Below are 12,731 nucleotides of genomic sequence, written 5' to 3'. Positions count from 1 at the left end.
AGAGTGCACCACGTGCCCAGCGCCAGTGACAAGACCGTCTATCGCACCAAGGGCATTTCGGTCAAGATACGCCTGCGCGATTTGTTTCCGGCCACCGATGCGGTTGACAACGACGCTGTCACTTTGCAGGGCTTCACGGGAGGTTCTCAGGGAGCCGGAATTTCAAGCAGCGCCACTTACCTCTTCTACACGCCGGCCAACAACAACAATGACGCCTTCAATTATACCGTCACCGACAATCGCGGCGGAACCCGCACCCGGACCGTCACGATCAACGTGCTCCCCTACGCCACCGGCACCGTTACGATCGCCAACACCACGGCCGGCAGCATGGCCCTCACCTTCTGGGGCATCCCCGAGTACCGGTACGTCATCCAGCGCTCCCCGGATTTGAACGCCTGGGAAGATGTCGTGACCAAACCTGCCGAGGACGACGGACGGGTCCAGCACACCGAAACCCCGCCTTGGAGCCCGGCCTACTACCGCGTGCGCACCGAGTAACGCAGCCAGCCAGGGACAGACGCAATGGGCAACCGGTGGCTGAGTCTCGGCCCCGCTCCACCGCAAGGTGGGGGTAGCGTCGGCCCACCTGTATCGGCAGTTACACAACTTATCCCGGTTGCGTAAATCGAGGCGACTACTTGAGCTGCGGGCTCTTGGGCCGTTCGGGCCGCGCGTTGCCCGGCTCGAGCATCTTCCAGGTGTTGGAAGGAAAGGCATGGCTCAGCCACAGCGGCTGAGGCAGCCATGTCCGGAAGAGGTTGGTTTCGCTCCAAGCGTTTCCGGCGGAGGCGAAATCGCACAAGGTCAGGTTCGTGGTGTAATGACCATGGAAATGGAACGGCCGCACTTCGAAGGAGGTGTCAAAGGTCATCCAGGCCCAATCCGGTCTGGCCGTCCGCGGCGTCAGCTCCACGCGTCCATTTGTCACTTTCAACCTCACAGGCGCTTCCAGCGCGGGCACCAGGCGGTTGTCCATGGCCAACAGCACGGGGCCTCGCATGATTGCCAGATGCGGAGCGCCGCTGGGCGCCGGCACCGCCCGGCCACGCAAGTCCACCGCGAGGAGCACCTGGTCTCCGGGACTCCATTCGCGGTCGAGTTTTGCATAGGCTCCCGGCACACAGGGCACGGGTTGGGCGTTCACGCTTAGAGTGGTTTTGGCGCTCCAGGCCGGAATGCGGATGCAGAAAGTGAACCGTGTCTTGCGGTTGGGCGAGACCCTGAACTTCACTTGGCTGTTCAGGGGGTATTCGGTCTCCTGGAGGATTGAAACCCTAACATCATCCCTGATAACAAACTCAGCGGTGCCAGGGGCGAAGAGGTTAATTACAGGGCCTTCTTTCGAAGTCATCGCCGCCCACTGTGGAACCGTCATCAATCCTCGCGGACCACTCATCACACAGCAACTCAGTTCGACGTCCTGCTGCTGAACGTGGCTGGGCACGCGCTCGCCCGCCAGCGGCTGGTGATAGGTGAACCACTCTCCACTCGGCGTCATAGCCCCGATCATGGCGTTATACAAAGAGACCTCCAGTTCATCCGCCCACACGGGGTCCCCTGTAAGGCGCAACAGGTGGGTGCAGAGCTTCATCCAGGTTGCCGTGGCGCAGGTTTCCTGGGGTTGTTCGAGAAGTTCCGTCTGGTTTCGGGCTCCGTTGCAGAACAACTCCTGATTGCTCACCGAGCCGTCAATTATGCGCTCATGCTCGCGAACGCTCTGACCGAATCGTACCGCCGCCTGCAAATAGCGTTGCTCTCCGGTGGCACGGTACAGCTCGCACACCCCCTCGAAACAGGACATGATGGCATAGGCGTGATTCTGGAACGGCGGTTTTCCTGCCAGCGCAGTCTCAATCAATCGCAATCCCGTTGGCGACAACTTGGACGGCTGTTCCCACTCCTTCAGAATGGACTCGGCGAAAGCAAGGTATCGCTGGTCACCCGTGCGTTGGTAGAGCAGCGCCACCGGCTCGAGAATCGAGCTGTTCGCTGTGCCCAGCAAATTGGGGTGCCCGGTGTCTACCAGCTTGAGCTGTTTCTTGCTTAGCTCCGCCAGCAGGTTATCCAGGTTCCGACCGGCGGCTTCGAGGAACAGTCTGTCACCGGTGAGGTCATAAGTGGCCAAAAGGCCGAGCAGGACATACTTCCGGCACCAGATATCCCAGGCCTCCAGACGGTGCTCAGGGTTATGTGGTCCCAGGTAACCGTCCGGCGCCTGACCCTTCAGGACTTCGGCGGCGGCCCCCTTCACCTGCGCCAGCCGCTCGGGGAAGGGCTGCCAGTCGCAGGCCAGTTTAGCCGCAGTTTGCCACTTGCCCCAGTACTCCCCGCGCCAGTTCCCCCATCCGCCGCTGTCCTTGTGGTCGAGCAATTGTGTTACCACCTTGCCCGAGTCCGGGGTCCAGATGCGTCGGCGCTGGCACGCTTCCAGTTTGTCGCCAATCCAACCCCCAATTTCCACCGATCCGGGCCCCGGCGCGCAAAACGCATCCGCGGCCAAATACGCGGGCGGATTTGAGGCGCCGGAACAGCCCAGAGCAAGGAAGCACAGGAAAAGAGCGGACTTCATACGTCAAAGCGTTCAGGGTACCCGCGACCCCGGCTGCGGTCAACGGCCCCGGGTTATGAGCAAGGTAATCGGGCGCATCCCACTTTATTGCAGGAGCGCCGACATTCCTGTCGGCCCGGCCAAGGGTTGACCAGAGGGCCGACAAGAATGTCGGCGCTCCAACCCTCCCATTGCAACAAAGTGAGATGCGCCCAAGGTAATCCCTCAGTCTGGGCGCTTTCGCCGAAAGCGCCACCGTTCGGCCGCCTCGGCGAGGCGGCCCCACCCCCACCCGCCACGGCACCACTGGCTCGCCGCTGGCGTGGCGGTGCGGTGGCGGTGGCTTGGCGGTCCCATGTGGGTCGACCCACATGGGACCGCCAAGCCACCGCCAAGCCAGCTCCTAGCCACCGGCAAGCCACCACCAAGCCGCAGCCCAGCCAACCACCCGCCAACGCCGTCATCGTCAAAACGTGCTGGGGATACATCACTTAGGCCCTCCGGAGCGGGCTTGCATGGGGCAACCGGCAAAGCCGCCGGGGAGGTGGGAAGGGCCGTTTTCGCAGAAACACGCTTTGGGCACGGTTCACCATGCCCGGGTCAGGGTCGGCCACGACGGGGCTTGGTGGATGCCCCCTGCTTGCGCCCCCCCACTGCCGCCCAACTGGGGTGGTTCCCCTGCTGGGCTATGGGCTCGGAACGGGCGTCCTTGAGAGGAATGCGCGGGTCGCTGTCCCCGAAAACCGCGCTCGCTCAGACGCGGCGGCGAATCACGAGCAGTGATGCCGCGAGCAACCCAAGCGCCAGGGCGCTGGGCTCCGGAATGGAAGTAAACCCGGGCGTGGCGTTACCGGTGGTCCGCACTACCCAGTCGGCCGCTGTGTCCGTATCCACGGGGCTAATACGTTCGTAGGATTGGTTATCGGCAAGCGTGGGGGCGCCCGTAAAGAACTTGGTCACATCGCCGTGATTGGCGCCATCCACGATGTTGTCAAACGGATCCACGATCAAGGCGTGGTCGCCGGTATTATTGAGGGCTATAAGACCTGTGCCCCAGGCGGTGTATTGAGTCATGTTCGGTACGGCCGAGTCCGTGTCCAACGAGGTCTCGAAATCTGGATTCTTGCCATAAAGGGCGTAGAATCCGGTGGCCTTAACGGCGATGACATAAGTTTGAAACGGAGCGATCGTGGTCCCGGCGGGAAAACTGTACATGCCCTCATCACCCGGCTTGGTCTCCTCGTCTCCGACCTTGTAACCGTCCAGACTGAGGGCGGACTCACTTAGGTTGAAGATCTCGATCCACTCCCGGTCAGCATCCGTTCCGCTCGGATTGGCCATGAACTCCGTGACCAGGAGTTTGCCCTGCGCGCTGACCGCAAATGCCGCAACGACAGCCCCAGCCGTCACACTCTTGATGAAACGATTTAGTCGGGTTTTCATAGGTGCAAAGTCTTAATCTTAGTCTCTATGGGGGCGAGAATACGCGCGCACGTCACCCGGAGTCTATAGAACAAACGTTCTATGGACCGGAGCTGGCACTTTGGAGCACAATCCAAGGTGTGGTACCAGTAGCAGCCGACAAACCGACAGTGCCGGATCACAACGCAACCAGTCACGAGCCAACCATAAGGATATGAAAAGAACCCTCACCTCCCTCGCCATTCTGGCGGTTCTCGCCGGCGCGGCCAACGCCGCCGGCCCGGTCTATATCAACGAAGTGCTCCCCAACGGCCCCGGTAGCGACACGGGCAACGAACACTTCGAATTGCGCGGCCCGCCGAACATGGCGCTGACGGGCTATTACCTCATTGGTGTGGATGGCAATGGTGGAACTGCACCGGCCGACTGGGGCGACATCAACCAGTTCTTCGATCTGGGAGCCTTTTCGCTTGGAGCGAACGGATACCTGTTTGCGAAGCAGGCCTCCAGCCCGTTTGTGGTAAACGATCCGCAGACCACGGTAATCCAGAATACAGGCGGCACAGCCTGGGGGACAGCGGCGGGCAGCACCGTGGGGCACAGGGGAGATGGCGATACTACTGCTTTGGAGAATGGCCCGGTCACCTACTTGCTGGTCCATATTGGCAGTGGCAGCCCACCCACGCTGACACTCGACCTCGACACGGACAATAATGGCATTCTGGAACTGCCCGCCGGCTGGACCGTGGCTGATTCGGTTGGAACCTCGGATGGCACAACAGCGACCTCTACCGATCTGCTCTACGGGGCGATAAATTTTCGCGCGCCCTATTATGGGACTGGGATGGACGGCACCTATTACGGCGGGTCCGCTTACGGCAACGTTATTGATGTGCCCCCCCCCGCGTATCCCACCTCCGGCGGCACCTTCCATATCGCCCGCAAGGGGACATCCACCGGCACCAACTCCACTGACTGGGTCGGCACCGTCATCGAAGGGGCGGCCGCGTCCCCACTGGCCTTTTACTCTCTCACCTCAAGCGATGCTTCCTACACTGGCATGCCACTGGTTGACTTTGTGCATGGCGGCGAGAACCCCGGCCCCGCCCCGCTGGGCGAACTGCCCTACACCCCGACCATCAACGGCACCCGGTTCACCACCAACACGATCCTGACCATTGGCGGCCCCGTCGGAGATGTCGCCGTGGACCCGCGCGATAACACCACCATCCTCTTCAACGTGGAGATTGCGGGGGGCGGGATTTACCGGGCCTACAAAGTGGCCAGCGGCAACTGGTGGGTGGATTCCACGCCGATCGTCACCGGCCTGGATCGCCCCTCCGGCATGGTTGTGCAGGACGACGGCACCCTTTGGTGGGTGCATCCCTACGACGGGGAGCTCATGCGCCTCAAGGCGCCCTGGTCCGCCAACACGCCCGAGAGGGTTATCGCCGAATTTGGCGGCACCACAGCAGATGATGATCCGATTGACCTGGCTTTCGCTCCGGCCAACTGGGCCGGTTCCCCGGGACAGCCCGGCTGGCTCGTGATCGCCGATCGCGGCAGCGACGGTGATGCCAACAACGCGCTGAACCTGCTGGACCCGGCGACGACTGAGTTGGACCAGACCAATAACACCTTCCTGGTGAGCCCGTCGGATTCCTCCCTCGGCTATGCCAATCTGGACGCGATTGGATCACTGCCACAGTCTGGCGGGCTGGTCACGTTGACTACGGACGGTTACATCACCATCGTTAACGGAATTGACGCCCCTCGGGCAATCTTCGGACGCGGCTTTACCATGACGACGGGCCAAGCCCTGGCAGTGGATCCCAACACGGGCAGGGTGTGGGTCGCTGACGACGGTTTGGACGAGGTCTGGTCGGTGGACACGAGTTTGACCCCCACCGACGACATTAAGGAACTGAGTTTTCCGCTAAAGGACCCGTCGCAGGCGTTTCGCCAGATGAACTTCCATGATCCGGGCATGGTGTTCTCCACCAACGGCGGCTTCATGGTCGTGTCCGACACCAGCATCGCCGGCGGCGGCGGGCGGCTGATCATTTTCCACTCGGAGGCGCCTGCGCCGTTCGCGCTCTCCAATTTCTCGATTACCAACGTCACCCAGACGGGCTCGGGACCGAAGCTGGAGTGGTCCCTGGCCGGCCCCGCCAGCTTCAACCTCAAATATGTCGTGTATCGGAGCACGAACGTGGCGAACAAGGCTGGCTACGCGCCGATCGCAACGGTGACAACGACTGACTACACGGACACAGCGGCGCCCGCCGGAGGCGCCTTCTACTACGTACTGGCCAAACCCTAGGGACACCGGGAGATGCCCGAGATGTCGAATTAGCGGAACCGTTTATGAAGCGACGAGTCAGGCCACAACGAGGGGTCCCTGCCAGGACGGCCCCTTGCGCACGAGCAGGGGCGTTTACCTTGATTGAACTGCTGGTGGTCATCGCCATCATCGCGATCCTGGCCGCGTTGCTCCTGCCGGCCCTGGCGCGAGCCAAGTCCAAAGCCCATCGGGTCAGTTGTCTGAACAATCTGAAGCAACTGGGGCTGGGCTGTGTCATGTACGCCAACGAGTACCGCGGACATTACACCGCGCCAAGCTGGCACCCGCTCGAGAAACCGAAGATTGCTCCCGGCGCGGACCGCTCGACGACGGACGACGACCTGAGCTTCCTCTACCCCACGTTTGTCCCGGCCACCAAGGTGTTCAACTGTCCCAGCACCCGCCACCGGGTGGTAGTGGACGCGGTGGACTCGTGGCAGTTCAAGCCCCCGCCCAACCAGACCGAGCGGGTGTTGGTAGACCTGGTGAAGCTGGCTCCCTACGATCCGCCGGATTCGCGCGGATTGGGCTACGAGGTGATGGGTTGCCTCACCGGCTCCGGCGTCACCGGCCTCAAGAAGACCGAGCAGCTTGTGACCAGCCACATCAACAAGAATGCACCCCAATGGCAGGGGGCCAAGCAGTCTCCGTCTTCGGTGTTTCTCATGGCGGATGCCGACCGCGGCACGGCTTCTCCTGTGGTGTTTGCCACCCCCATGAACAGCAACTTCCCCGATCCGGAGGACAACCACGGCAAAGAAGGCGGCATCATGAATTTCTGCGACGGCCATGCCGAGTTCGTCAAGCGGGTCAAATGGCTGGACGTCTGGGACTTTTCGCAAGACACCGATCGCAGCGCCAAAGCCAAGCGCTGACCCGCAAAAACACGCCGAGCATATGCTGTTTTGCCGCAGGGTGGGGATCGCCTGCTCTGCGGCTTTAGTTTTGCGCCGGGAATGAGACCCAGTATCCAATTGTCCAGCCGCGGGTTTGTGTTTGTCGCGCTCATCCTCCTCGCGGTTGCACCCCTCTCTACCGGCATCGCCGGGGCGCAGCCGGTCTGGATCAACGAGGTGCTGACCAACCCGAATGGTTCCGACAGCGGAGCGAGCTTTGGCAACGAGCACTTCGAGCTGCGCGGCGCGCCCGGCCTGTCGCTGGCGGGCTATTACCTCTTGAGCCTCGAAGGGCAGGTCGCCGAGGGAATGGGCGACATCAACCAGTTCTTTGATCTGGGGGCCTTCTCGATCGGCGCGAACGGCTACCTGTTCGCCCGCCAGAACTTCAGCGCTTACACCGCCACGGTGCCCGGGGCGACCGTGATTCAGAACACTGCCGGGCAGGGGTGGGGCCTGGCCGGAGCCAGCACCGTCGGATACAGCGGCGATGGCGCACAGGTTGATTGGGAGAACCGCGTCACGACCATCCTGCTGGTCAATATCGGGACCGGCAGCCCCCCCGCGCTGACGCTGGACCTGGACGCGAACGACGACGGCTGGCTCGACCCGCTGCCTCCCGGTTGGTCCCTCGTGGATTCGGTGGGCATCCTTGACGGCGCGGCAACTCAGTCGCCCGACGACCGGTCGTACGGCGCCATCACCCTGCGCGTGGGAGGCGCGGCTTCCGGAACCAGCCAATACGCCAACGTGCTTGACGTGCCCGGGACGCCGCCCACCACTTCGGGCGCCATGTACGTGGGGCGCAAGGGCGAGTCCACCGGCTCCACCGCCGCGGATTGGTTTGGAGCTATACTGAACGGCGGTTCCGGCACCCCCCTGGATTTCACCTTGGCCTCCGCCAGTGATCCGTTCTATCAGGGCCTGAAGCTTCCGGACATGGTCTTCGGCGGCCCCAACCCCGTTTATGTGCCGCCGCCAGGCCAGCCGGCGCTGCACTCGCCGGCCAGCAATGAGTTAAACGTGTCCACCTCACCCGTCTTGCAGGTCAATGTGAGCGATCCTGAGAACCGCGACCTGACGGTCACCTTCTACGGCGGCGTTGTCCCCGCCGGCCCGGACTTCACCATCGCGGTCCTGCCGGATTCGCAGTACTACTGCGCTCCCGCCAGGCGCGGCCTGCCCGCCATGTTCAGCGCCCAGGCCGATTGGATCGTCAGCAACCGCCTCGCCTGGGACATCGCCTACGTGGCGCACCTGGGCGACATCGTTGACGCCGGCGACAGCCTTTCCCAGTGGCAAAACGCCACCAACGCCCTCTATCGGCTCGAAAACCCGCTCACCACGGGCCTCCCGGATGGCATTCCCTACGGCACGACCGTGGGCAACCACGACCAGGAGCCAAATGGCGACCCCGACGGCGCCAGCACCGCCTACTACAACCAGTTCTTCGGGACAGGCCACTTTGCCGGCAAGTCCTACTACGGCGGCTACTACGGCGGCAACAACGACAATCACTTCGACCTCTTCACCGCCGGAGGGATGGATTTCATCGCGGTCTATCTGGAGTACGACCCGTCCGCCAGTGCCGGGCCGCTGACCTGGGCCAATGCGCTCCTGGAAACGTATTCCGACCGCCGCGCCATCGTTGTCAGCCATTACATTGGCCGCCCGGTCATCCCCTCCGATTTCGGCTCCCAGGGCGCCGCCATTTATGACGCCCTCAAAGGCAACACCAACCTGTTCCTGATGCTCTGCGGCCATGTGAATGGCGAAGGTTCGCGCGAGGACGTGTTCGCCGGCAACACCGTCCGCACCCTGGTCTCGGATTACCAGTTCCGCGGTGCCGGCGGCAACGGGTTCCTGCGGCTGCTGCGCTTCTCGCCGGCCTTCAACTCCGTGCGGGTCTTCAGCTATTCACCCTGGGTCAGGCAATACGAAACCGATGCCGACAGCCAGTTCGAGTTCTCCTACCCCATGCAGTCGGCGCCGGTGGCAGTTGTCCCCATTGCTACCAACGCCGTGCCTTCCGGCGGCACGGCCAGTTGCCTCTGGACCGGTCTGACACCGGGCGCCACCTACGAGTGGTATGTTACCGTCAGCAACGGCAGCCAGATCACCACCGGCCCGGCCTGGCGCTTTGCCACCGCCCCGGCGAATCTGCCCTGGACCAACCTGGCCCCCATCCTCAACGACTTTGCCCCTCACACGATGCTGGCCAATAGCTCCGCTGCCATCCCCTTCGCGATTGATGATGCCGAAACCAACCCGACCAACCTCACCGTGACCGCCTACTCCAGCAACGGCACCCTCCTGCCGCCCTCGGGCATCTCGGTGGGCGGGTTGGGCGCCGACCGGGTCCTTCAGTTGACGCCTGCCCCGGATCAGGCCGGAGCCTGCCTGATCACGGTGGTCGTGAGCGACGGCGACTACGCGCCCAGCGAGTCTTTCATGCTCAAGGTGCTGCGGCCGGAGATCCTCGCGCTGTGGGATTTCAACAGCGACCCTCCGGATGGCAACGCCGACACCGGCACTCTTGATCCCGCCGCCGGATCCGGCGTCATCGCTACCGCGGGGACCCCCAACGCCACAATCGGCAGCATCTCGGCGCAGAGCTATGATCCCAACGTCGGGGACGACTCGGCGTGGCGTCTGGCCCCATTCCCCTCGGCGGGCTCCGGAAACAGGACCAGCGGCGCCGAGTTCCGCGTCAGCACCGTCGGCTGCCGCAACATCGCGCTGTCGTGGGACCACTACAACAGCGCCACCGCCAGCCGCTACTGGCGGGTGCAATACACCCTGGACGGCCTTAATTACAGCAACACCTCCTTTGTTTACACCAATCCGGCCGAAACCCTCTGGTTTCCCACCGGCCTGAGCCTGGCCGATATCCCCGGCGCCAACGACAATCCGAACTTCGGCATCCGCCTCGTCAGCGAATGGGAAAGCACCGCCACCAGCCAGGGCCTCAACCGCTATTTCGGAACCCAGGCCAGCGGGAGTTACAGCACCGCCGGCACCCTTTGGCTAGACATGGTCACGATCTCGGGTGATGTGATTCCGCCGCTCCTCGCCCTCCACCGCGCGGGCGATCTACTCCTCCTTTCCTGGCCCACCAACCGTTGGCAGTTTGACCTTCAGAGCCGAACCAATTTAGCCGTCGGTGATTGGGAGCTTCTCGCGCAGCCGCCCATCGTCACCAACGGGTATAACCTTGTAGTGACCACCAACGCGCCCAGCCCCCGCTTCTTCCGCCTGGCCCGCTAACAACACTCATTTCCGGCAGGGAACAGTGTCGCACGAAGGCGGGCCGGCCCGCCCCAGGTTGTTTCCGCGCTTCAACCTCCCGCCACTGCTGCAGCAAGAACATGCTTAAATTACAGGTTCATCACGGATCTTCGATAAGTTCCAACGGGTGGTTGCACCCGCACGACTCGGATGGCCTCCTGACCTTCACCACCCCAATACTGTCCAAATTTGGGACAGTAATGCCGCCTTTCAGCCTTCTTGAGTCCCCGCTGATCCCCGCGGCTTTGGCCTGTGATTACGGGGTCTAACCTGTGCTGCTACGGTGTGGTTCCCATGGGGGTCGGCCCCCATGGGAACCACACCGTAGCCTGACCGCACTGACAAGCCATCCTCCAGCCATACGCAAACCAAAACCGGTGTGCGGCCAAGGTAAGGCTTGGCCGATGAAACCAGCAGATCACTTAACTCGGAGCCTCTTAGAACAAACGTTCAATAGGCCGGACGCCCGCTTCCCACTACGTTATCCTGATGAAGAACGCCCTGCCCTTTCTCGCTGTGGCACTGATCGCCTTCCCCCTGACTGCGCCGGCCGCCACCATTGCGCTGTGGAACTTCAATAGCCGTGTGCCGGACAGTAACCCCGCCACAGGCGCCACCGCCCCAATCATCGGCGCTGGAACGGCTTCACTGGTCGGGGGGGTGACGGCGACGTTTACCGAGCCAAACGGCTCGTCGGATCCCAGCCACGATGCTGACAACAGCAATTGGCGCGTCACCACTTGGCCGGCGCAAAGCACTCAGAACCGGCAGAACGGCATCCGGTTCAATGTGGGCACGATGGGCTGCCGCAACATCCGGATGAGCTGGAACCTGCGCAACAGCAACACTGCCAGCAAGTACACCCGACTCCAATACACCACCAACGGCACAGCCTTCATTGATTTCCAGGTCATCACCATGCCGAATGAAACCTGGGTCAACGGCCAGTCGGCCAGCTTCGTCGGCGTGCCGGGAGTCGAGGATAACCCGAATTTCGCTGTTCGCTTTGTCACCGAGTTCCAAAGCACCGCCACCGGCTCCGGTCTCGCGGGTTATGTCCCCAGCGATTCCGGCAGCAGCTACGGCACCGGCGGCACGCTTCGCTTCGACATGGTCCGTTTCTATGCCGACGACTCGGATGGCTCGGCGGTCGGCAGCCTTTCGATGCTGACCTTCAACATCCTGGGGAGTAACGCCTCGGGCTGGACCTTGAACTCGTCCAACGTCCAGGCGATTGGCCGGGTACTGGCTTATCTCCAGCCTGACATTATCGGGTTCCAGGAGGTGCCCGAGGACTTTCGACTCCTGATGGCCGACTTTATCGGCAGCTACCTGCCCGGGTACTATGTCGCCATTGGCTCTAGCACGGGCGGGGCCGAGCGCAGCGCGGTGGCCAGCCGATATCCCATCACGCGATCCAAGTCCTGGCTGGTGAATAGGGACCTCTCGGCTTTTGGTTATGACGGCGACTTTACGCGCGACCTATTCGAGGCGGAAATCACACCGCCGGGGTTTGCGCAGCCGCTCCATTTCTTCACCACGCATCTCAAGGCGCATCCGGACGAGGAAAGTTCCATCCGGCGCGGGGCCGAGGCCCGTTGCATCTCCAATTTCTTTGCCACGACCTATCAGGCCACCAACGCGCTGCGCCCTTGCGTCCTGGTTGGGGACATGAACGAAGACATCTACGAGCCGAGGGAATTCGAGCAGCAGGCAATCCAGACCATGACCAGCGCGCAAGCCGGTTTGAAAATGAACGACCCCAGAAATCAGGTGACCGGCGATGACGACACCTGGTCCGCCCAGAACGACAACCCGAGCATCCGTTTCGATTACGTCCTGCCCAACGCAATTCTGGTCTCCAACCTGCTCAGCGGACAGGTGTTCCGATCGGATAAGGTCAGCCCCTCCGCACCGCCGTTGCTGGCCACCGACAGCGCCACCGCGTCGGATCATTATCCCGTCATGTTGGTCTTTAACAATCCGTACTACACTTTTCCCGCCGACCTCCACACGAAGAAGTTTGATGGCAACCTAAATGGCAATGGTTATGCCTGGGCCACGCCTGCAAACTGGTACCCGGACGGGGTTCCGACTGTGGGCGATGATATTGTGATGGACAACACCCGTCAGGCTCCGATTCGCCCCACGAACACCATGAGCACGTTTATCTCAGTTCGCTCCATCGAGTTCATGAACAATTTCGCTGCCAACAACACGTGGCATCTCG

Annotated in this window: 7 protein-coding genes; 5 read left to right on the top strand and 2 right to left on the bottom strand. The window is 62.2% G+C overall.

Annotated elements, in window-relative coordinates:
- The coding region (locus P5205_21800) for an Ig-like domain-containing protein (protein ID HSA12997.1) at positions 1 to 501 on the top strand (501 nt) is incomplete at its 5' end.
- A gap of 136 nt (positions 502 to 637) precedes the next feature.
- On the opposite strand, the gene P5205_21795 is transcribed toward P5205_21800, so the two are convergent.
- Positions 638 to 2,572, bottom strand: a complete 1,935-nt coding sequence (locus tag P5205_21795; GenBank protein HSA12996.1) for a glycoside hydrolase family 127 protein — start codon at positions 2,570 to 2,572, stop codon at positions 638 to 640.
- A gap of 732 nt (positions 2,573 to 3,304) precedes the next feature.
- The gene (locus P5205_21790; GenBank protein ID HSA12995.1) at positions 3,305 to 3,994 is read right to left on the bottom strand and encodes a lamin tail domain-containing protein; all 690 of its coding nucleotides are present in this window, start codon (positions 3,992 to 3,994) and stop codon (positions 3,305 to 3,307) included.
- Between the two features lie 193 nt (positions 3,995 to 4,187).
- Here P5205_21790 and P5205_21785 point away from each other — a divergent pair, with 193 nt between their 5' ends.
- From P5205_21785 to P5205_21770, 4 genes are all read left to right on the top strand, one after another.
- Complete coding sequence (locus tag P5205_21785) at positions 4,188 to 6,296, top strand: hypothetical protein (GenBank protein ID HSA12994.1); 2,109 nt, start codon at positions 4,188 to 4,190, stop codon at positions 6,294 to 6,296.
- Between the two features lie 44 nt (positions 6,297 to 6,340).
- Positions 6,341 to 7,192: a prepilin-type N-terminal cleavage/methylation domain-containing protein gene (locus tag P5205_21780; GenBank protein HSA12993.1), complete on the top strand. Its 852-nt coding sequence runs from the start codon at positions 6,341 to 6,343 to the stop codon at positions 7,190 to 7,192.
- Between the two features lie 81 nt (positions 7,193 to 7,273).
- Positions 7,274 to 10,480: a metallophosphoesterase gene (locus P5205_21775; GenBank protein ID HSA12992.1), complete on the top strand. Its 3,207-nt coding sequence runs from the start codon at positions 7,274 to 7,276 to the stop codon at positions 10,478 to 10,480.
- 510 nt (positions 10,481 to 10,990) lie between these two features.
- The coding region (locus P5205_21770; GenBank protein HSA12991.1) for an endonuclease/exonuclease/phosphatase family protein at positions 10,991 to 12,731 on the top strand (1,741 nt) is incomplete at its 3' end.

The sequence above is a fragment of the Candidatus Paceibacterota bacterium genome, assembly GCA_035452965.1.
Lineage (GTDB): Bacteria > Verrucomicrobiota > Verrucomicrobiia > Limisphaerales > UBA8199 > UBA8199.
This window is presented reverse-complemented; position numbering and strand designations above follow the sequence as displayed.

Excerpts from the sequence above, each read along its gene's own strand:
- P5205_21785 (HSA12994.1), top strand. The coding sequence starts at position 4,188 with ATGAAAAGAACCCTCACCTCCCTCGCCATTCTGGCGGTTCTCGCCGGC.
- P5205_21775 (HSA12992.1), top strand. The coding sequence starts at position 7,274 with ATGAGACCCAGTATCCAATTGTCCAGCCGCGGGTTTGTGTTTGTCGCG.
- P5205_21790 (HSA12995.1), bottom strand. The coding sequence starts at position 3,994 with ATGAAAACCCGACTAAATCGTTTCATCAAGAGTGTGACGGCTGGGGCT.
- P5205_21795 (HSA12996.1), bottom strand. The coding sequence starts at position 2,572 with ATGAAGTCCGCTCTTTTCCTGTGCTTCCTTGCTCTGGGCTGTTCCGGC.
- P5205_21780 (HSA12993.1), top strand. The coding sequence starts at position 6,341 with ATGAAGCGACGAGTCAGGCCACAACGAGGGGTCCCTGCCAGGACGGCC.